This is a genomic window from Streptomyces sp. NPDC085596, assembly GCF_044541565.1.
Classification (GTDB): Bacteria; Actinomycetota; Actinomycetes; order Streptomycetales; family Streptomycetaceae; genus Streptomyces.
In genome coordinates this window covers 265,675-286,513 of record NZ_JBITTC010000003.1, presented here as the reverse complement: position 1 = coordinate 286,513, position 20,839 = coordinate 265,675, and the positions used below count along the sequence as shown (strand labels likewise).

18 protein-coding genes are annotated in these 20,839 nt (G+C 71.3%); 7 read left to right on the top strand and 11 right to left on the bottom strand.

Annotated elements, in window-relative coordinates; all coding sequences use genetic code 11:
- The first annotated feature begins 45 nt into the window (after positions 1-45).
- Positions 46-543, top strand: a complete 498-nt coding sequence (locus ACIGA3_RS11280; RefSeq protein WP_399713155.1) for a hypothetical protein — start codon at positions 46-48, stop codon at positions 541-543.
- Positions 544-598: 55 nt separating this feature from the next.
- Here ACIGA3_RS11280 and ACIGA3_RS11275 read toward each other — a convergent pair whose 3' ends face one another.
- The 7 genes from ACIGA3_RS11275 to ACIGA3_RS11245 all read right to left on the bottom strand — a co-directional run bounded on the left by ACIGA3_RS11275 (position 599) and on the right by ACIGA3_RS11245 (position 7,087).
- Complete coding sequence (locus ACIGA3_RS11275) at positions 599-1,588, bottom strand: aldo/keto reductase (RefSeq protein WP_399713152.1); 990 nt, start codon at positions 1,586-1,588, stop codon at positions 599-601.
- Positions 1,589-1,777: 189 nt separating this feature from the next.
- Entirely contained in the window at positions 1,778-3,004 is a 1,227-nt protein-coding gene (locus ACIGA3_RS11270) for a cytochrome P450 (RefSeq protein WP_399713149.1), read from the bottom strand.
- Positions 3,001-4,221, bottom strand: coding sequence for a cytochrome P450 (locus ACIGA3_RS11265; protein WP_399713147.1), 1,221 nt, complete (start codon positions 4,219-4,221; stop codon positions 3,001-3,003). The genes ACIGA3_RS11270 and ACIGA3_RS11265 overlap by 4 nt, the downstream gene beginning before the upstream one ends.
- Positions 4,221-4,802: a GTP-binding protein gene (locus tag ACIGA3_RS11260; protein ID WP_399713988.1), complete on the bottom strand. Its 582-nt coding sequence runs from the start codon at positions 4,800-4,802 to the stop codon at positions 4,221-4,223. Before ACIGA3_RS11260 ends, ACIGA3_RS11265 begins: the two co-directional genes overlap by 1 nt.
- A gap of 13 nt (positions 4,803-4,815) precedes the next feature.
- Positions 4,816-5,163, bottom strand: coding sequence for a DUF742 domain-containing protein (locus tag ACIGA3_RS11255; RefSeq protein ID WP_399713145.1), 348 nt, complete (start codon positions 5,161-5,163; stop codon positions 4,816-4,818).
- Entirely contained in the window at positions 5,160-5,567 is a 408-nt protein-coding gene (locus ACIGA3_RS11250) for a roadblock/LC7 domain-containing protein (protein ID WP_399713142.1), read from the bottom strand. Before ACIGA3_RS11250 ends, ACIGA3_RS11255 begins: the two co-directional genes overlap by 4 nt.
- On the bottom strand, positions 5,564-7,087 hold the full coding sequence (locus tag ACIGA3_RS11245; RefSeq protein ID WP_399713139.1) for an ATP-binding protein: 1,524 nt from the start codon (positions 7,085-7,087) through the stop codon (positions 5,564-5,566). Before ACIGA3_RS11245 ends, ACIGA3_RS11250 begins: the two co-directional genes overlap by 4 nt.
- Positions 7,088-7,405: 318 nt before the next feature.
- Between ACIGA3_RS11245 and ACIGA3_RS11240 the strand changes: the two genes are divergently transcribed.
- Complete coding sequence (locus ACIGA3_RS11240; RefSeq protein ID WP_399713136.1) at positions 7,406-8,227, top strand: hypothetical protein; 822 nt, start codon at positions 7,406-7,408, stop codon at positions 8,225-8,227.
- 76 nt (positions 8,228-8,303) lie between these two features.
- Positions 8,304-11,678: a pyruvate carboxylase gene (locus ACIGA3_RS11235; protein ID WP_399713134.1), complete on the top strand. Its 3,375-nt coding sequence runs from the start codon at positions 8,304-8,306 to the stop codon at positions 11,676-11,678.
- A gap of 58 nt (positions 11,679-11,736) precedes the next feature.
- Here ACIGA3_RS11235 and ACIGA3_RS11230 read toward each other — a convergent pair whose 3' ends face one another.
- From ACIGA3_RS11230 to ACIGA3_RS11220, 3 genes are all read right to left on the bottom strand, one after another.
- A complete protein-coding gene (locus ACIGA3_RS11230; protein ID WP_399713132.1) occupies positions 11,737-12,186 on the bottom strand; it encodes a hypothetical protein in 450 nt (149 codons plus the stop codon).
- A 91-nt stretch (positions 12,187-12,277) separates the two neighbouring features.
- Positions 12,278-13,048: a polysaccharide lyase family 7 protein gene (locus ACIGA3_RS11225; RefSeq protein ID WP_399713130.1), complete on the bottom strand. Its 771-nt coding sequence runs from the start codon at positions 13,046-13,048 to the stop codon at positions 12,278-12,280.
- Between the two features lie 129 nt (positions 13,049-13,177).
- Positions 13,178-14,392, bottom strand: coding sequence for a chitinase (locus ACIGA3_RS11220; RefSeq protein WP_399713127.1), 1,215 nt, complete (start codon positions 14,390-14,392; stop codon positions 13,178-13,180).
- 289 nt (positions 14,393-14,681) lie between these two features.
- On the opposite strand from ACIGA3_RS11220, the gene ACIGA3_RS11215 reads away from it, so the two are divergent.
- The 3 genes from ACIGA3_RS11215 (at position 14,682) to ACIGA3_RS11205 (ending at position 18,672) form a co-directional block, all read left to right on the top strand.
- Complete coding sequence (locus ACIGA3_RS11215) at positions 14,682-15,773, top strand: GNAT family N-acetyltransferase (RefSeq protein WP_399713126.1); 1,092 nt, start codon at positions 14,682-14,684, stop codon at positions 15,771-15,773.
- 201 nt (positions 15,774-15,974) lie between these two features.
- Complete coding sequence (locus ACIGA3_RS11210; RefSeq protein WP_399713123.1) at positions 15,975-18,134, top strand: discoidin domain-containing protein; 2,160 nt, start codon at positions 15,975-15,977, stop codon at positions 18,132-18,134.
- Positions 18,135-18,435: 301 nt separating this feature from the next.
- Complete coding sequence (locus ACIGA3_RS11205) at positions 18,436-18,672, top strand: chaplin (protein WP_350902580.1); 237 nt, start codon at positions 18,436-18,438, stop codon at positions 18,670-18,672.
- A 116-nt stretch (positions 18,673-18,788) separates the two neighbouring features.
- On the opposite strand, the gene ACIGA3_RS11200 is transcribed toward ACIGA3_RS11205, so the two are convergent.
- Complete coding sequence (locus tag ACIGA3_RS11200; RefSeq protein ID WP_399713121.1) at positions 18,789-19,964, bottom strand: acyltransferase family protein; 1,176 nt, start codon at positions 19,962-19,964, stop codon at positions 18,789-18,791.
- Between the two features lie 417 nt (positions 19,965-20,381).
- Between ACIGA3_RS11200 and ACIGA3_RS11195 the strand changes: the two genes are divergently transcribed.
- Entirely contained in the window at positions 20,382-20,822 is a 441-nt protein-coding gene (locus tag ACIGA3_RS11195; protein WP_399713118.1) for a Fur family transcriptional regulator, read from the top strand.
- The last annotated feature ends 17 nt before the right edge of the window (positions 20,823-20,839 follow it).

The following is a 20,839-nucleotide window of genomic DNA, read 5'->3' as shown; positions in this document are numbered from 1 at the left end:
GACCGGGATCGGCCCGGCCGCGTGGAATACGGGGAATCGAGCCACATGTCCATCCGCACTCGTACGACTCCGCTGACCGTCGTCGCCCTCGCCGCGGGCCTCGCCCTGGCCGCCGTGACCCCGGCGCTCGCGGGCACGACCGCCTCCGCCGCCCGGCCCGCCGCGGTGTCCACCGCCCAGGGCGACCCCCGCAACGTCACCCAGCGGGTCACGGACTTCTACGGTGCCTACATCGACGCCGTCTGGGACAACGAGGACCCGGCGGCCGCCGCCGACGCCAAGGCCCTGCGCGACTTCTACCTCTCCGCCTCCGCCCGCAAGAAGGTCACCGCCTGGGAGAAGAAGAACCACGCCGACGGCATCCTCTTCGCCCAGAACGTCCCCGTGAAGTGGAAGGTCACCTACACCGGCTCCGGCATGGGCCACGCCACCAGCCGCGTCACCCTCACCTGGAGCGACGGCAAGCACCCGGAGGTCACCCGGATCGACGTCCAGTCGGACCTGACGACCCGCAAGATCACGGATCTCAAGCCGGCGAAGTGAGCCCCGCTCGGCCGGGACTCGACGCAGGGCGCAAGTCTCGGTCGGGCGTAGAGGTTCAGCGGTTGACCGCCCGCATCCCCGCCTCGTCATAGCGTTCACCCGAGACCTCGGGCAGCTCCGCGTCGATCTGTGCCAGCTCCTCCGGGGTGAGGACGATGTCGACTGCGGCGGCGTTCTGTTCGAGGTAGGAGCGGCGCTTGGTGCCGGGGATGGGGACGATGTGGTCGCCCTGGGCGAGGACCCAGGCGAGGGCCAGCTGGGCCGGGGTGACGCCCTTCTTCTCGGCGATCTCCTTGACCTTCGCCGCGAGGCGCAGGTTGGCCTGGAGGTGCTGGTCGGTGAAGCGGGGGCTGCTGCGGCGGTAGTCGTCCTTGTCCAGCTCGTCGGGGGAGGAGAAGCGGCCGGCGAGGAAGCCCCGGCCGAGCGGCGAGTAGGCGACGAAGCCGATGCCCAGCTCGCGGCAGGTCGGCAGCACCTCCGCCTCCACGTCCCGCGACCAGAGTGAATACTCGCTCTGCACTGCCGTGATCGGGTGCACCGCGTTGCCCCGGCGCAGCGTCTCCGCGCTCGCCTCGCTCAGCCCGATGTGCCCGATCTTGCCCTCGGCGATCAGCTCGGCCAGCGCGCCCACCGTCTCCTCGATCGGCACGTTCGGGTCGACCCGGTGCTGGTAGTACAGGTCGATGTGGTCGGTGCCCAGGCGCTGGAGCGAGCCCTCCACCGAGGCCCGGACGTGCTCGGCCGAGCCGTCCTGGCGGCCCACGCTGGACATGTCGCCCGGTACCGCGTCGTCCATCCGGAAGTTGAACTTGGTGGCGAGGACGTAACTGTCACGGTGGCCCCGGATCGCCTCGCCGACCAGGGACTCGTTGGTGAGCGGCCCGTACATCTGGGCCGTGTCGAGGAAGTCGATGCCCAGCTCGCGGGCGCGGTGGATGGTGTCCACGCCCTCGTCCTGGTCGGCCGTCCCGTAGAACGCGGACATTCCCATGCAGCCGAGGCCGATGGCCGATACCCGCAGATCCCGCAGACTGCGCTGTCGCATGTGGTGTTCCAGCCTTTCGCACGCGCTCGATCGTCCCTCCGGACGACTTCTGGCCCTGAGTGGCCCCGCGCCGGGGACCGGGCCCCCTCATCCATCTAGCGACGGATCTGGCCGCCCGGCATCCCGTGGAGGGACGCCGGGCACCGGAGCGATTGCGACGCTACGAGCTGAAGCGCGCTCGAAGTCAAGTCACCCGTTCAGGCGTACCGGAAGCTCGAACAGGTCGTTCTGGGTGACCACGGGCTTGTTGCGCAGTTCGGCCGCCGGGACCGCCAGGTCCAGGTGCGGGAAACGGGCGTACAGCGCGGGCAGGGCCACGCCCGCCTCCAGCCGGGACAGCGCCGCGCCGGGGCAGACGTGCGGGCCGTGGCCGAAGGAGATGTGCCGGTTCTTGATCTCCCGCGTGATGTCGAACTCCCCGGCGCTCGGGCCGTGCGCGTCCTCGTCACGGCCGAGCGCGCCGTACGACACGATGAGCGCGTCCCCGGCCGGGATGACCCCGTCGCCGACCGGAACGTCCTCGGTGGCGAAGCGGATCAGCACGTGCGAGGTCGGGGTGGACCAGCGCAGCGTCTCCTCGACCACCGCCGACCAGTCCGCCTGCCCGGACAGCACCAGCTCCCGCTGGTCCGGGTGGGTGGAGAGGTTGACGACGGCGTTGACGATCAGGGAGATCGTCGTCTCGTGGCCGGCCGCGATCATCAGCTGGAGGGTGGCGACGATCTCCTCGTCCGTGAGGTGGTCGCCGTCCGCCGAGGCGAGGATCAGCGCGCTGGTGAGGTCGTCGCCCGGCTCGGCGCGCTTCGCCGCGACGGTCGCCGCCATGATCCCGGCCAGCTCGGTCAGGGTGGCGATGACCTCGGCCGGCGGGGTCTGGGTGGAGAAGAACTTCTCGAACAGCACCTTCAGCCGGGGCAGCGACGACTCGTCGATGCCCATCAGCTCGGCCACCACGTACATCGGCAGCGGATAGGCGAAGGCCGCCTTCAGGTCCACCACCCCGGCGTCGGCGGGCAGCGCGTCCAGCAGGTCCTGGGTGAGCTTTCCGATCCGCTCCCGCATCAGCTCCACCCGGCGCGGGGTGAGCGCCTGCGCCACCAGCGTGCGCATCCGGCGGTGGTCCGCGCCGTCCACGGTGAGCATCGAGCGGCCCGGATTGGCGAGGCCGATCAGCGGCCAGTCCGCCGGGATCTCGCCGCGCCGCCAGGCGCCCCACACATTGATGTCCTTCACCAGGCGCGGATCGGTCAGCAGCGCCTTGGCCTCGGCGTGCCGGGTGACGGCCCAGACGGGCACCCCGCCGGGCAGCTCCACCGCCGCGAGCGGTCCGGCCGCGCGCAGGGCCGCGCTCTCGCCGTCCAGATCGGTGACGAAGGGGTCGAGGGCGATACGGGAAATCCCGGTACCGGTGGTCATCGTGACGTGCCTCCCAGGGCAGGGGTCGAAGTGAACCGCACGGGCAGCTCGGTCAGCCCGCGCAGCCAGGGCGAGGGCCGGCGGGTGAGGGACCCGGCGGGCACCGCCAGGTCGATGTCCGGCAGGCGGTCGAGGACGACCTCGATGCCGGTGCGCGCGATCACCTCGGCGATCTCCTGCGCCGGGAACGGGCAGCGGTGCTCGCCGTGCCCGAAGGAGAAGTGCGCGTTGTTGCCGCCGGTCAGCGCGGAGGCGTCCGTACGTACCTGAGGGTCGGAGTTGGCGCCCTGGAGACCGAGCAGCAGCAGGTCACCGGCGCGGACCCGGCGCCCGCCGAGGTGGGTGTCGCGCGCGGCCCAGCGGCCCGCCACGTTCTGCGTGGGCGTGTCCTCCCACAGCACCTCGTTCATCGCCTCGGCGACGCTGTTGCGGCCGCCGAACAGGGAGGCGGCGAACCGGTCGTCGGTCAGCATCAGCCGCAACGAGTTGCCGATCCAGTCGGCTGTCGGCTGGTGGCCGGCCGCCATCATCACCATCAGGTCCTGGACGATCTCCTCGTCCGTGAACCCGCTGTCGTCCGCCAGCATCCGGGAGACCACGTCGTCGGCGGGCTTCTCGGTGCGGTCGGCGACCAGCCGGGCCATGGAGGAGGCCAGATGGGACTGCCCGGCCAGCGCCCGCTCCCGGCCGTCGATCATGTCGTTGAGCGCGGTGACCAGGCCAGGCCCCTCGTCGTCCGGGAAGCCGTAGAGGTGCGCGAGGACGCGTACGGGCAGCAGTCCCGCGTACTGGGTGACCAGGTCGGCCTCGCCGGAGAGGCAGACGGTGTCGATCAGCTCGTCCGCGAACCGCTCGGCCTGGCGCCGGAGTTCGAAGGGATCGACGGTCTCCAGCGCGTTGCTGATCATCGCGGCGCGCTGCCGGTGCCGTTCCCCGACCGTGTAGAGGATGGACGGCTGGCGGTGTCCGATCATCGGCAGCAGCGGCCAGTCGTCCGGGATGTTCTCCCACTGGTTCCACAGCTCCGAGTCACGGCTGAACAGCACCGGATCGCCGGTGACCTGATGCAGCTCGCGGTAACCCAGCACCAGCCAGGCCGGGATGCCGCCGTCCAGCTCCACCGGGACCACGGAGCCGTGGTCGCGCCGCATCTCCCGGTAGAGACAGGCGGGTTCGGTCTGGAAGCGGGGTCCCCCGAGCGGTACGGCCTCGGACATCACACCAGCTCCCCTCTGGCCCCGGCGGCCTTCGCGTACCGGGTCTGCACATGGCGGACCAGGGTGATCAGGACCTCCTTGGCCGACTCACGGGAGCGGGCGTCGCAGTCGATCAGCGGTACGTGCGGGTCGAGGTCCAGGGCCGCGCGCACGTCAGCGCCCGCGCGCACCGGGCCGCCGAAGTCGTTGCAGGCCACGATGAACGGCGTGCCGTGGTGCTCCAGACGGTCGATGGCGTACCAGGAGTCGTCGATCCGGCGGGTGTCGACCAGCACCACCGCGCCGAGTGTGCCGGAGAACAGCCGGTCCCACAGGAACCAGAACCGCTCCTGGCCGGGCGCCCCGAACAGGTACAGCACGTTGTGCGCGTCCAGCGTGATGCGGCCGAAGTCGAAGGCGACGGTGGTGGCCGTCTTGCCGCCCACGTGCGCGATGTCGTCCACCGACTCGCCCGCCTGGGTCATCGTCTCCTCGGTGTTGAGGGGACGGATCTCGCTGACCGAGCGGACCAGAGTGGTCTTGCCGACGCCGAAGCCGCCCACGACGACGATCTTCAGGCCGTTGTCGGCGGAGGCACCCAACGGGGTGCGCGCGTCAGAGATTGCGGAGTCCAACGAGCACCTGCTCCAGGATGTCGGGGTCGGTGATGGCGGGGCGGCGCGGATGGCGGGCGCTGACATGCCCCGTGGCCAGAAGGTCGGACAGCAGCACCTTGGTGATGCTGACGGGCAGGCGCAGCTCGGCGGCGATCTCCACCACCGAGGTGGGGAACTCCGCCAGCCGCAGGATGGTCACATGCTCGGACTGCATGCCGGTGGCCGCCGCCGACTCGGCGACGATCAGCGTGACCAGGTCCAGCGGGCTGCCGGCGCCGGTCCCGATCCGTCCCTGCGTGATGGTGTAGAGACGGTCGGGAGCGTCGTCCCTGCCCGGTCGGCTCATGAGGAGCGGGGCGGAGCGGTCAGGTGCTCGCCGAGCTGTTCCACCAGTTCGCTCATCGTGTGGCCGACCACTCCGGGGTCGGCGTCCTCGCTGGTCACCACGGCCAGGTGGGCACCCTGGCCCGCCTCGACGATGAACAGCACACCGCCGTAGAACTCGGCCATCGCCGAGCGGACGCCGCCGCTGCCGTCGCCGAACTCCACGGATGCCCCGTGCGACAGCGACTGGATGCCCGCGGCGATCGCGGCGAGCTGGTCCGCCTGGTCGACGGACAACTCGGGTGAACGGCACAGCTTGAGGCCGTCACGGGAGAGGACTAGCGCGTGCCGGGCGCCCGGAGTCTTCTCCAGCAGGCCCTCGAGGAGCCAGGTGAGCGTGTCGTCGGCGGTGGTCGGGCCGGTCATGAAGTGGTGTCGCCTTCCAGGTGCGTGTGCGGTTGCGTGGGGGGACGGGAGAGATCGGGGGTGTCGGCCGAGTCGCTTTCGTGCGCGTCGTCGGGCCGGGTGTGCGGGGCCGGGTCCTCGGGGCCGGTACCGGGCCGGACCGCCTTGCGGAAGCTGCTGAAGCGGGCCGCGCGGACCTTGGCCTGGTCGGGGTCGGGCGCGGTCGGCCCGGTGTCGTCGTGCGCGGCCGACCGGGACCGCTCGGCCTCGGCCAGCGTGCGGCCGCGACGCCGCTTGGGCAGCCCGTTCACCTCGTCGGCGGGCGGCGCGGGGGGCTCGTCGACCGGGGAGACCGGGGCGGCCGGCGCGGCGGGGCGCTCGGCCTCCGGGGCCTGGGCTGCCGGGGTGGCGGGAACGGGGCTGGTCAGGATCTCCTGCGGTACGAGCATCAGCACGCCGGTGCCGCCGCGCGCCGAGGGGCGGAACGACACCTTCAGGCCGTGCTTGCGGGCCAGCCTGCCCACCACCGCGAGCCCGAGCCGGGTACCGGTCAGACCGCCCAGTCCGGACACGTCACCGGTCACCGCCCGCTCGGCGCGCCGCAGTTGTACGTCGCCCATCACCAGGCCGCTGTCCTCCACGGAGACGATGGCCCCGGCCGGGACCTCCTCCACATAGACATGGACCTCGGCGGTCGGCGGGGAGAAGTTCGTGGCGTTGTCGAGGAGTTCGGCCAGCGCGTGCATCACCCCCTCGGCCGCGTGCCCGGCGACGGCGATTGCGCTGACGGAGTGCACCCGCACCCGCCGGTAGCCGCCGATCCGGCCCATGGCGCCGCGCAGGATGGACTCCATGGCGATGGGCCGCGCCCACCGCCGTCCCGAACGCGCCCCGGTCAGCACGGCGATGGAGTCCGCCAGCCGTCCGGCCTGCGCGGTGCGGTGGTCCAGATGCAGCAGGTCGGCCAGCACGTCCTCGTCGCTGTGCCGCTCCTCCATCGCCCGCAGGTCGGCCAGGGTGGCCGTGGCCAACGCCTGCATCCGGCCCGCCGTGTTGGAAGTGGCCGAGACGGCCGCCGCCCGCTCGCGCCGGGCCTTCTCCAGTTCCCCGGACAGCCGCAGCACCTCCCGGCGCAGCCGCTCCGCCTCCCGCGCGCCGTCCTTCTCCAGCCGGACCCGCTCGGTGCTGAACTCCGCTCGCTGAGCGGCGAGTTCGTCGATGAGACGCTGCTGCTCCCGGCGGGTCTCCTCGGTCGCCGAGGTCCGCTGCCGCTCCAGCCGGGCCACGTCGGCCAGCGCGTTCTCCAGCCGGCGCCGGGCGCGGCGGGCGGTGTGCCGGGCATGGGCGGCCACGGTCACCGCGACACAGAGCACCACCGCCGCCGAACCCCCGGCCCACAGCAGGGCGTTGCGCGCCGAGTGGGGCGCGGCCGCCACCACCGCGCCGAGCGCGAGCACCGACACGGCGGCGGTCGCGGCGAGGGCGAGAGCGGGCGGGCGGAGGGCGGGGCGGTCGTCGCCAGAGGGTGTGGGCGCGGTCATCGGTCCGGTCTGGTCCTCGCGGCAGATGGGGTGGTCGGGAGACGAGAATCACTGGTTTGAGTGAACCGGCGGTCACTATACGAGAGTTGATGATCAAAGTGGAAAGAAAGCAGCGGCCTTCCATGAAGTGGACGTTCAAATCGTGGCTTTGACCGCGAACCGGGCGCTGGTCGCGTATCCGTCGAAGCCGTAGATCTTGACGCCCGTTCCCCGGCCCGCTGAACTGTGACCGCCCGACCCGACGGGGTCACGGCGAGGGGGGAAGGTGCGAAGGGGGAGCGGCACGTGTCGGGGGATCTTGGGACATGGGGCCTCCTCGTGCGCCTTGCCCGGTTCACCGGGCGCACCCTGATCGGCGAATGGCACGCCATCGTCGTCGACCCGGTACGGCGCCTCGCGCATCGCGGACTGTCCGGGCTGACGCTGGCCTTCGTCGCCGCGTTCGGCGTCATCTTCTTCCACGACCTGGCCCAGCACCCCCTCGGCGCCACCTGGGTCCGGCGGCTCGGCGGCGTCAGCGCCGACCTACCCCTGTGGCTCTCCCTGCTGCGCACCCCCGTCTCGCTGTACGTCCCCGCGCTCGACCTGCCGGTATGGGCGGGCATCACCCAGCTGTTCCTGGCCTTCGCCCTCGCCGAACTGGTCCTCGGCCGCACCCGCACCCTGGCCATCGCCTACGTCACCACGCTGGCCGGCACCCTGACCGCCCGGCTGATGATCGAGCTGGGCCCCGGCTGGTGGGGGTTCGGGCTGCCCGCCGAGTGCGGCGCCGTCCTCGACACCGGCCCGTCGGCGGCCGTCGTGGGCCTGTTCACCTATCTGGCCGTGGTCCGGCGCGCCCCCGTGGTTTTCACCCTGACAGGCGGATCGATGGTGTGGGAGTCCATCGCCGTACCCAACCTCGCCGGGCGCGAGCACCTCATCGCCGTGTCCGCCGCGGTCGTCCTCGGCCTGCTGCGCGGCCGCCGCCTCCGCCTGCCGTACGCCGGGAAGCCCGGGCCCCGGCCGGTACCCCCTCCCGCCGCCCCGCCCGTGGTTCCGGTCCCGAATCCCCGCATCCCGCCCGTACTTCTGCCCGACCCGGCGCGGACACGTCAATGTGATGGTTTTCGCACTTCGGCCGGCGCGCGCACCCCCTAGTGTTTCCGCGAAGTACGGGGGCAGTACGTGGCTGACACCATGGTGTTCGTCGCCGGCAGGCTGAAGGGAATCCCAGATGTTCCGCAAGGTGCTGGTAGCCAACCGCGGAGAGATCGCCATCCGCGCTTTCCGGGCGGGCTACGAACTCGGCGCGCGCACGGTGGCCGTCTTCCCTCACGAGGACCGCAACTCGCTGCACCGGCTCAAGGCCGACGAGGCGTACGAGATCGGCGAGCCCGGACATCCCGTCCGCGCCTACCTCTCCGTCGACGAGATCGTGACCGCCGCCCGCCGCGCCGGGGCGGATGCCGTGTACCCCGGCTACGGCTTCCTCTCGGAGAACCCCGAGCTGGCCCGCGCCTGCGAGGAGGCCGGCATCACCTTCGTCGGACCCGACGCCGACATCCTCGAACTCACCGGCAACAAGGCCAGCGCCGTCGCCGCAGCCCGCGCGGCCGGCGTACCCGTGCTCGGGTCCTCCGCGCCCTCCAACGACGTGGACGAACTGGTGCGCGCCGCCGACGACATCGGCTTCCCCGTCTTCGTCAAGGCGGTCGCGGGCGGCGGCGGCCGGGGCATGCGCCGGGTCGAGGAACCCGCCCAGCTCCGCGAGTCCATCGAGGCCGCCTCCCGCGAGGCCGCGTCCGCCTTCGGCGACCCGACCGTCTTCCTGGAGAAGGCCGTCGTGGACCCCCGCCACATCGAGGTGCAGATCCTCGCCGACGGCGAGGGCAACGTCATCCACCTCTACGAGCGCGACTGCTCGCTCCAGCGCCGCCACCAGAAGGTCATCGAGCTGGCGCCCGCCCCCAACCTCGACCCCGAACTGCGGGACCGGATCTGCGCCGACGCCGTGCGCTTCGCCCGCGAGATCGGCTACCGCAACGCGGGCACCGTGGAGTTCCTGCTCGACCGCGACGGCAACCACGTCTTCATCGAGATGAACCCCCGCATCCAGGTCGAGCACACGGTCACCGAGGAGGTCACCGACGTCGACCTGGTCCAGGCCCAGATGCGCATCGCCGCCGGGGAGACCCTGGCCGACCTCGGCCTCGCCCAGGACCGGATCACCCTGCGCGGCGCCGCCCTCCAGTGCCGGATCACCACCGAGGACCCCGCCAACGGCTTCCGCCCGGACACCGGCCTGATCAGCGCCTACCGCTCACCGGGCGGCTCCGGCATCCGGCTCGACGGCGGAACCACCCACGCCGGCACCGAGATCAGCGCCCACTTCGACTCCATGCTGGTCAAACTCACCTGCCGGGGCCGGGACTTCCAGGCCGCCGTCGGCCGCGCCCGGCGCGCGGTCGCCGAGTTCCGCATCCGGGGCGTCGCCACCAACATCCCTTTCCTGCAAGCCGTGCTGGACGATCCCGACTTCCGCGCCGGACGCGTCACCACCTCGTTCATCGAGGAGCGCCCGCATCTGCTGACGTCCCGTCACTCGGCCGACCGGGGCACCAAACTGCTCACCTTCCTCGCCGACGTCACCGTCAACAAGCCGCACGGCGAACGCCCCGAACTCCTCGACCCGGTAACCAAGTTGCCCGCACTCCCGGCGGGCGAGCCCCCGGCGGGCTCCCGGCAGCGCCTGGTCCACCTCGGCCCCGAGGGCTTCGCCCGCGAGCTGCGCCAGTCCCCGGCGCTCGGCGTCACCGACACCACCTTCCGTGACGCCCACCAGTCGCTGCTGGCCACCCGCGTGCGCACCAAGGACCTGCTCGCCGTCGCCCCCGTCGTCGCCCGCACCCTGCCCGAACTGCTGTCCCTGGAGTGCTGGGGCGGTGCCACCTACGACGTGGCGCTGCGCTTCCTCGCCGAGGACCCGTGGGAGCGGCTGGCCGCGCTCCGCGAAGCGGTGCCCAACATCTGTCTCCAGATGCTGCTGCGCGGCCGCAACACCGTCGGCTACACCCCGTACCCCACCGAGGTCACCGACGCATTCGTGCAGGAGGCGGCCGCCACCGGCGTCGACATCTTCCGCATTTTCGACGCGCTGAACGACGTCGACCAGATGCGGCCCGCCATCGAGGCCGTGCGCGAGACCGGCACCGCCGTCGCCGAGGTCGCCCTCTGCTACACCGCCGACCTCAGCGACCCCGCCGAGCGGCTCTACACCCTCGACTACTACCTGAAGCTGGCCGAGCGGATCGTCGAGGCCGGCGCGCATGTCATCGCCATCAAGGACATGGCGGGCCTGCTGCGCGCCCCGGCCGCCGCGAAGCTGGTGTCCGCGCTGCGCGGCGAGTTCGAGCTGCCGGTGCATCTGCACACCCACGACACGGCCGGCGGCCAGCTCGCGACCTACCTCGCCGCGATCCAGGCGGGCGTCGACGCGGTGGACGGCGCGGTCGCCTCCATGGCCGGGACGACCTCGCAGCCCTCGCTCTCGGCCCTGGTCGCCGCCACCGACCACTCCGAGCGCCCCACCGGCCTCGACCTCCAGGCCGTCGAGGAACTGGAGCCGTACTGGGAGGGCGTGCGCAAGGTCTACGCCCCCTTCGAGGCGGGCCTCGCCTCCCCGACCGGGCGCGTCTACCACCACGAGATCCCGGGCGGCCAGCTCTCCAACCTGCGCACCCAGGCCGTCGCCCTCGGCCTCGGCGACCGCTTCGAGGAGATCGAGGCGATGTACGCGGCCGCCGACCGCATCCTCGGCCGCCTGGTCAAGGTCACCCCGTCCTCCAAGGTGGTCGGCGACCTCGCCCTGCACCTGGTCGGCGCGGGCGTCTCACCGGACGGCTTCGAGGCCGACCCGGACCGCTTCGACATCCCGGACTCGGTGATCGGCTTCCTCCGCGGCGAGCTGGGCACCCCGCCCGGCGGCTGGCCCGAGCCGTTCCGTACCAAGGCGCTGCGCGGCCGCGCCGAGGCCAAGCCGGTGCGGGAGCTGTCCGCCGAGGACCGCGAGGGACTCGCCAAGGACCGGCGCCCCACCCTCAACCGGCTGCTGTTCCCCGGCCCGACCGGCGAGTTCGACACCCACCGGCAGGCGTACGGCGACACCAGCGTGCTGGACAGCAAGTCCTTCTTCTACGGACTGCGCCCGGCCAAGGAGTACGCCGTCGACCTGGAGCCCGGCGTGCGGCTGCTGATCGAGCTGCAGGCGATCGGTGAGGCCGACGAGCGCGGTATGCGCACGGTGATGTCCACCCTCAACGGCCAGCTGCGGCCCATCCAGGTCCGCGACCGCTCGGCCGCCAGCGATGTGCCGGTGACGGAGAAGGCCGACCGCTCGAAGCCGGGCCAGGTGGCGGCGCCGTTCGCCGGGGTGGTGACGCTCGCGGTGGAGGAGGGCGCCGAGGTGGCGGCCGGGGAGACCGTGGCCACCATCGAGGCGATGAAGATGGAGGCGACGATCACCGCGCCGAAGGCGGGCCGGGTGTCCCGGCTGGCGATCAACCGCATCCAGCAGGTGGAGGGCGGGGACCTGCTGGTCGAGCTGGCCTGAGCCGCCGGTGTCCGCTCCCGCCCTCAACAGGGCCGGAGCGGACCGTGCGCGGGCGGGATCAGCCCCAGAGCGGGTAGACCATGGTCTGCGTGAAGCCCTTCGGGCGCGCGTCGTCGTACGTCACGCTCATCCGGGTGTAGCGCTGGACGTCCGGGTCCTTCTTCCACTCGGCCGGACGGTCGAGGCGCACGGTCACGTGGTAGGAGCGGAAGACGCCCTTGGCGCAGTACGGTTCGCAGTCGTTGACCACGTTCAGGCCCTCGGCCACGGCCGACTCCGAGTCCCACTTGTACCACTTCAGTCCGCTGAGCCGGCTGTTGCCGTCACCGCAGGCCAGGAGGAAGTCGGCCGGGCGCACGTCCTTCTTCCACTGGCAGTCGACGAGCACGGGCGCGGTCCGGTGTGGCTGGGGGGCAGTCGGCGGGCTGGCCGACGCCGTCGTCATCGCCGCGGTGAGCAGGGCTCCCGCCGCCAGGGTGACCGTCGTTCCCACCAGTGATCCGCGCATGGTCGCTCCCACCTGTCGTGCTGTGTCCGACCGTGAGCCGACGCTACGACCGTTCGCCCGAATGCACCACTCGCGCAGGTGGGAGCGTGGGTCAGCCGTGCTGGACGGTCAGCCCGTAGAACGCGACACGGGCGCCCTTCGTGGTGGAGTCGGAGGAGGACTGGTTGTAGGACCCGGCCTTGAAGTACTGCTTGTACGGCTTGAAGGACGCGGGGATGCCGTAGCGGGTGGTGCTGCCGTTGACGGTCAGCTCGATGGTGTTCCCGCCGGTCACGGCGATGCTGTACGTCCAGGTCTTGCCGACCGGGACCTGGCCCACGGTGTGCGCGGTCTGGCCGCCGGAGGGGGAGTTCTCGGTGCCCAGGACGATCTCGCCGTCCGCGTGGTAGTACAGCTCCAGCAGCGGCTTGGTGGAGGAACCGCCGGAGCCCAGGTGGATCTGTCCGACGCAGACGTTCTTGGTCACCGACACCACCCGGAGGGTCGCGTTCATCCGGTGCGTGCCGGTGAGCGCCCAGTCGGCCGCGCCGCCGTCGCGGTTCATCTCGCGCAGCTCGGAGCGGGCGTAGTTCGAGTTCGGGGTGGTGACGCCCTTCTCGGGCGCCCAGAAGGTCATCGCGCCGTCGCGGGTGTCGGTGTAGAAGTACGAGTCCTGGTAGCCGTTCGCGCCGCGCAGCCGGGACGAGGAGATCGTGGTGGGGGAGCCGGGGGAGCCGACCGGCTCCTGGAGCTGCCAGACGGACAGGTCGAAGTTGCCGCCGGGCGCCACGTGCGGGTCGGCCGCGTGCGCGGTGCCGCCGAAGGCGCCGAGGGTGAGGGCGAGGCTCGCGGCCGCCGCCGTGAGAAGCCGGGAACGGATCATGTGGGGGGTCCTCCCGCCGGGCCGGATGCGTTCAGTATGGTGAACGCCGAACGCATCCTTGGACGTCGATGACCCGTGAAGCTAAAGGTCCGGTCCAGGCCCGTCAAGAGGCAGGGCCCCGTCAGGAGGTCAGCAGGAGCCCTCGTCCTGCCACGGACCCCAGTCGGAGCCGTTCGGCGTCTCGTTCTGGGTCCACCACTTGGCCTTCCAGTTGTGGTGGTTGTAGGAGACCTCGTCCCCGCTCACATACACCGCCGACGAACTCCACGCCGACTTGCAGGAGTTGCCGGGGTTCGGGGGTGTGGGGGTCGGGGTGGGCGTGGAGCCCGGCGGGGTGGCACCGGCGAACTTCACCGAGAACTTGGCGAAGTCCCAGGCGCTCTGGGCCACGCTGGAGCAAGTGCCCGAGGTGCGGCCGCCGTTGTCGGCCGGGGTGCACTGACGGTCCCGGTTCAAGCTCCAGAACGTGAAGCGGTCCATGTGGTGGCCGGTGGCGAAGTCCAGCACCGTCTGGAAGTCGGCCTGGGAGAAGTACTCCCCGGTGTCGCTGCGGCCGTTCATCCCGGAGAAGCCCTCGTGCGCGTACGCCGTGGCCTCGTCCCAGCCGAAGGTGGAGCGCAGGATGCCGTTGAAGTTGGCCAGGGCGCTGGTCTGGCTCGCCGCGCCGTTGAAGCCGCCGTCGAACGGCATGATGGAGAAGTTGTTCGGGGTGAAGCCCTGGGACTTCGCCTCCAGCAGCATCTGCTTGCCGAACCAGCCGGTGCCGTCCGCCGTGCCGGCCGTGGTCACCGAGACGTAGAGGCCGGGGTTGTTCTGCTGCAGGATCTTGGCGGCGCCGATCTCGTTGTGGATGGCCGCGGTGTTCTCGTACTCCGGTTCCTCCAGGTCGAAGTCGATGGCGTGCAGACCGTACTTGGTGATGACCTGCTGGTAGGCCGCCGCCGTGGCCGCCGGGTCGGCGCAGGTCTGGCCCAGCTTGGTGCCGCCGTAGCCACCGATCGAGATGGAAACGTCACCGCCCTTGGACCGGATGGTGTTGATCACCGACTGCACGGCGGTGTCCGAGGAGACCGGCGAGGTGCCGCCCCAGGTCGGGGAGCAGCCACCGCCGTTCGGTGCCAGCACGAACGCGAGCTGGAACGCCTTGAGACCGGTGGCGTCCATGATGGCGGCCGCGTTCGGCGGGTCGTTGTCCGTCGGCATCAGATAGGGGGCCGCCGCGTACCAGCGGTTGTCGAGCGCGCTCGTGGCGCCCGAGGCGCTGCCCGCGACCAGTGCCGTCGTGCCGGCCGCGGCCAGCGTGACGGCGGCCGCCGCGCCCAGACATGCCCGAAGACGTCTCACTAAGAGCCTCCAGAGGGGGGTGGGGGATGGGGGAGTGCAAGACTCCTGGACAGCGTCCGCCTTGGTCTAGTCCAATACGCGTCTTTGGACTGGACCAAACCGTCTCTTTACCGAGGGGTAAGTGAACGCCCCTCCTGTGCAGGGCACTTGCCGAACCGGCCGATCTGCGCGGAACCGTGGCGGAGCGTCCGCCCTCTGAGGCACCCTTGACGCTGTGCGTACTGTTTCGCCACGTTTGAGCGGCGGTGCGCGACGGGGAGCGATCACACGAAGGGCGGGGCGAACCACGGTGGAGATCACCATTCACAGACCCGGCGAACTGACCTCCGCACTGCGCGGGGCCTGGCACCGGGCGATGGACGAGTCACCCGAGTACGCCAACCCCTTCCTCGCACCGGAGTTCGCCATCGGAGTGGGCCGCCATCGAAGCGGCGTACGCATCGCGGTCTTGCACGAGGGCGGCGAGCCGGTCGGCTTCCTCCCTTATGAACGCGGGCCGTTGGGCACGGGACGGGCCATCGGCCTCGGACTCTCCGACTGCCAGGCCCTCGTGCACCGGCCCGGCGTCACCTGGGACGCGGCCGAACTCCTGCGCGCCTGCGGGCTCAGCATCTTCGAGTTCGACCATCTCGTCCAGGTGCAGCGGCCGTTCGCCCCGCACCTCACCGGCACCTTCGCCTCACCCGTCATCGACGTGAAGCCCGGCGACGGCACATATGCCGAGTGGCTGCGCGCCACCTATCCGGGGCTCGCCAAGACGACCCTGAAGAAGGAGCGCAGGCTCGGCCGGGACCTCGGCGAGGTGCGGTTCGTCTTCGACGAGCGCGACCCGAACGTGCTGCGCACCCTGATGCGCTGGAAGTCGGCCCAGTACCGCCGCACCGGCCGCATGGACCGGTTCTCCCGCCCCTGGATCGTGGATCTGGTCAACCACCTCTTCCATGTCCGCGAGGAGCACTTCACCGGTGTGCTCTCCGTGCTGTACGCGGGTGACCGTCCGGTCGCCGCCCACTTCGGGCCCCGCTCCAGCACCGTCCTGGCCGCCTGGTTCACCGCCTATGACCCCGAACTGCACTACTACTCACCGGGGTTGATGATGCACCTGCGCACGGCCGAGGGTGCCGCCCGCAGTGGGGTGACCCTCGTCGACCTCGGCCGGGGCGACAAGGAGTACAAGGACTGGCTCAAGACCCGCGAACTGCGGGTCGGCGAGGGCTTCGCGGCCCGCGCTCATCCGGTGGCCATGGCCCAGCGGATATGGCGCCGGCCGGTGCGCGGACTGCGCAACACCGTGCTGGCCCACCCTCAACTACTGGCGCCCGCCGATCGGTTGCTGAAGACGGTCGGTCAACTACGCACCCAGGGGCGGCCGGGCCGCTGACCTCACCGGGCGGGGCTGTCGGGACCAAAGCACATGGTCCGGACAGTCCCGCCCTCATGTGAACGGCCGCTGGGTGTGAACGCCCTTGTGCGGAAAGGATTTGGCTTCCGAAGGCTTGCGCCCGTTTGGTTCATCCCTTAAATCAAAACATGAACTAAGTAGGGGCCGGTCCCCCGGTCCCGCAGTCGCAGGGAGCCGCACATGAGACTGAGATCCCTGGGGACAGCGCTCGCCGCCACGGCAGCACTGCTCGCCCTGCCCACCTTCCAGCCACCGGCCGCCGTCGCCGCGACGGACGCCGCCCAAGCCGGCTGCAACACCGCGAACGTCGCGCAGGGCAAGCCCGCCACCGCCTCCTCCAGCGAGAGCGCGGGCACCCCGGCCTCCGCCGCCTTCGACGGCGACGCGGGCACCCGCTGGTCCAGCGCGTTCGCCGACCCGCAGTGGCTCCGCGTCGACCTCGGGTCGGTGCAGGACCTGTGCGGCATCGACCTGAACTGGGAAGCCGCCTACGGCAAGGACTTCCAGCTCCAGAGCTCGACCGACGGCACGAACTGGACCACGCTCAAGTCCGTCACCGGCGCCACCGGCGGCACCGCCTCGTACGCGGTCAGCGGCTCCGGCCGCTATGTCCGCATCAACGGCACCGCCCGCGGCACGGCCTACGGCTACTCGCTGTGGGAGATGGCCGTGCACACCGGCACCACCGGTGTCCCGCCGGTGCAGGGTGGCGGCGACCTCGGCCCGAACGTGATCGTCGTCGACCCGAGCACGCCGAACCTCCAGCAGAAGTTCGACAGTGTCTTCGCCGGCCAGGAGTCGAACCAGTTCGGCTCCGCGCGCTACCAGTTCCTGATGAAGCCCGGCACGTACAACAACATCAACGCCCAGCTCGGCTTCTACACGTCGGTCTCCGGCCTCGGCCTCAACCCCGACGACGTGCAGATCAACGGTGACATCACCGTGGACGCCGGCTGGTTCAACGGCAACGCCACGCAGAACTTCTGGCGTTCGGCGGAGAACCTCGCCATCCGCCCGGTCAACGGCACCGACCGCTGGGCCGTCGCCCAGGCCGCCCCGTTCCGCCGTATCCACGTCCAGGGCGGACTCAACCTCTCGCCCAACGGCTACGGCTGGGCCTCCGGCGGCTACATCGCGGACTCGAAGATCGACGGCACGGTGGGCCCGTACTCCCAGCAGCAGTGGTACACCCGTGACAGCTCGGTCGGCGGCTGGACCAACGGCGTCTGGAACATGGTCTTCAGCGGCGTCCAGGGCGCGCCCGCGACCAACTTCGACAGCGGCCCGTACACCACGCTGGACAACACCCCGGTCTCGCGCGAGAAGCCGTTCCTCTACCTCGACGGCTCCACGTACAAGGTGTTCGTCCCGGCCAAGCGCACCAACGCGCGTGGCGTGTCCTGGCCCGCCAACGCGGGGACCTCGCTACCGCTCGACCAGTTCTACGTGGTCAAGCCCGGCGCGACCGCCGCCACCATCAACACCGCCCTCGCCCAGGGCCTGAACCTGCTGTTCACGCCCGGTGTCTACCACCTGGACCGGGCCATCGAGGTCAACCGCGCCAACACCGTGGTCCTCGGCCTGGGGCTCGCCACCATCGTCCCGGACGGCGGCGTCGACGCCATGCACGTGGCCGACGTGGACGGCGTCCGGCTCGCCGGCTTCCTCATCGACGCGGGCAGCGCCAACTCCGACACCCTGCTGCGGATCGGCCCGGCCGGCTCCACCGCCGACCACTCGGCCAACCCCACCACCATGCAGGACGTGTTCGTGCGCATCGGCGGTGCCGGACCCGGTCTCGCCACCAACTCGGTCGTGGTCAACAGCAACAACGTCGTCATCGACCACACCTGGCTCTGGCGCGCCGACCACGGCAGCGGAGTCGGCTGGGACACCAACCGTGCCGACTACGGACTGCGCGTCAACGGCAACGACGTACTCGCCACCGGCCTGTTCGTCGAGCACTACAACAAGTACGACGTGTACTGGGCCGGTCAGCGCGGGCGCACGATCTTCTTCCAGAACGAGAAGGCGTACGACGTGCCCAACTCCGCCGCCATCACCCATGACGGCATCGTCGGCTACGCGGCCTACAAGATCGCCGACTCGGTCACCTCGCACGAGGCGTGGGGTCTGGGGAGTTACTGCAACTTCACCACGGACTCCTCCATCGTCCAGGCGCACGGCTTCCAGGTCCCGGTGAACTCCGGGGTCAAGCTGCACGACATCCTGGTGATCTCGCTCGGCGGCAAGGGCCAGTACGCCCACGTCGTCAACAACACCGGAGCCCCCACCTCGGGGTCGGACACCATCCCGTCCAAGATCACCCAGTTCCCGTAGCGCGGGTGCGCGGGGCCCGGCAGGCGGGGTCCGCGCGGCGCGCCTAGGGTGGCGTGCACGGAGGGCCGCGCGGCCCTCCGTCACGGCCCCCGGCCCGGTCAGGCGTCCGAGCGGCCGGTCGTCCAGGACAACTCCTGTGCGGCCGGGCCGACTTCACCCACCGGGAGCCCTCCGCTCCCATCTCGGACGACCTCCGGACCGGGGGCTCCTGTCCCGAACGGAGTAGTACGGCGGGCGCCCCGCCTGAGCTGCCGCTGTGATGGAAGGGTCCCAACCTCGACCAGTGAGGCACCTCATGCGTATGCGCAAGCTTGCTGCAACAGCCGTTCTCGCGGGCGCCCTTGCCCTCTCCGGCGCCACGGCGGCCCAGGCGGCCGACCCGGACCCGACCACCGGTGTCGCCGCCAACAGCCCCGGCGTCGCCTCCGGCAACGTCATCCAGGTCCCGGTGGAGATCCCGGTCAACCTGTGCGGCAACACGATCGACGTCGTGGGCCTGCTGAACCCCGCGTTCGGCAACATCTGCGCCAACTCCTGACGGCGGGGTAGGGCCTGTCTTCCGGATCAGGCAGGCTCAGGTCGGCAAGATCCGGAAGGCAGGCCCTGAGGGATGCCGGTCCCTCCAGCGAGGGGCCGGCACCCGGCTGTCGTGGCTCAGTCGCGGCCGGCCGCGACGGTCTCCTTCCCGGCCGGCGCGGCCGGCCGTACCTCCGGCCGCCGGCTACGCAGCAGCAGGCGCCGCACCGGGCGCTCCACCCCCTCGAACAGCGCCCAGGACAGCCCGAGCGACACCGCGAACGCGGCCGCGGTCACCCCGATCCCGGCCGCCGCGCCGAACCGCGGCTTGTCGCCCAGCACGGAGATGCCCGCGCGCAGCACCAGCAGATGCACCATGTAGAACGCGAACGACAGCTCCCCGAGCCGCACCAGCCGCCGTCCCCGCCACAGCGAGGGCAGCCCGCGCAGGTCCGCGACGGCCGCCGCCGGGATCAGCGCCGTGAACCCGGCCAGGGTGCAGGACGTGGCCGCGTAGCCGGGCGCCACCTGAGGGACGAGGAAGTAGCCGAGGATGGCCAGGGCGAGCGAGCCCTCCAGGCCGGGGCCGCGCCAGCGGTCGAGCAGCACCAGCCGCGCCGTGACCGTACCGAGCACGAACTCCGGCAGCCGGGCCGCGGGCAGCGAGTACAGCGGCTGGTTCAGCCAGTGGTGGGCGTCCGCCCAGGCCAGGATCAGCGCGACCATCGCCGCCACCCCGCCGAGCACCAGCGTCCCGCGCGCGTTCAGCCTGCGCAGCAGCCAGTACAGGGCCGGGAAGAGCGCGTAGAAGAACGCCTCGCAGGCCAGCGACCAGCTGACCGGGTTGAGCGTCTGCCACCAGGGCTGCCACCAGGAGTGCACCAGCAGCAGATTCGCCAGGGTCTGCTTCCAGGTCGGGAGCCCCGGACGGCCCATCGCGAAGGCCAGGGCGAGCGCGAGGAGGGCGGTGGCCACATGCACCGGGCAGACCCGTGCGATCCGCCGCCGCCAGAAGCCGGGCGCCCGATCATTCGGCCGGGCCGACCAGGTCAGCACGAAGCCGGACAGGATGAAGAAGAACGACACCCCGGTGCCGCCGGGCGTGAAGGCCCAGGAGACGAGCCGCCCGGCCTGGCCGCCGAGGTAGCCGAAGTTGTTGATGTGCAGTCCGAACACCAGCAGGGCCGCCACCCAGCGCAGCCCGGTCAGCGAGGGCAGCGAGGGTCTGACGCCGCCCGGTGGGGAGGAGCGGGCGGTGGCCGCGTCGGGTCGGCCGGGCGGCGTCCGGGGCGTCCGGGTCGTCGCCGTGGTCATCCAATCACCTGCCGCTGGAGGTTCGCGTGGGGCATGAAGGGGACTGCTGCCCTGCGGCACCCCCACATTCACGTCATGCCGGAAACGTCACACTGCTGCCGAACGAGACACCCCTCGCCCTGCCACGGATGGCGGGCCCGGAGCACCCGGACGAGTGAGCGCCGCTGTCGCGCGCGGAGGGGTGCCGGGCGCTTGCGCGAGGGCGCGGCGGGGAACCAGAAGGTTGAGTTCCGTTTCGGGTTCCGTTCGCCCGTGCGGGGGACCGTGCGGCTCGGCGCACCCGTGGGCGGGGGGCCGGGTCACATGATGCGGGCACGGCCGGGCACGGACCGGCATCCGCCAGTCACACTAAGAAGTCAAAAAACTGTTTAGCTCGTTTTCTTGAATCTCTCGTGTTTATGACGGTAGGTTCGTCCCATGACCGCAACCCAGCCTCCGACCACCGCCGCCGCGGAGCTCCGCGGTGCGGGCCTCCGCGTCACGGCGGCCCGCGTCGCGCTGCTGGAGACCGTCCGCGCGGGCGACCACCTCGGTGCCGAGGCGATCGCCTCCCAGGTCCGCGAGCGCGTGGGCCACATCTCCGTGCAGGCCGTCTACGAGGCCCTGCACGCGCTCACCGCCGCGGGCCTCATACGCCGCATCGAGCCCGCGGGCAGCCCCGCCCGGTTCGAGGGACGCGTCGGCGACAACCACCACCACGCCGTGTGCCGGTCGTGCGGTGCCGTCGTCGACGTCGACTGCGCGGTGGGCCACGCGCCCTGCCTGACCGCCTCCGACAACCGGGGCTTCGCCATCGACGAGGCCGAGGTCGTGTACTGGGGCACCTGCTCCGACTGTTCCACCGGCCGCAGCTCCTGAGCGCCGGGTTTTCGTCC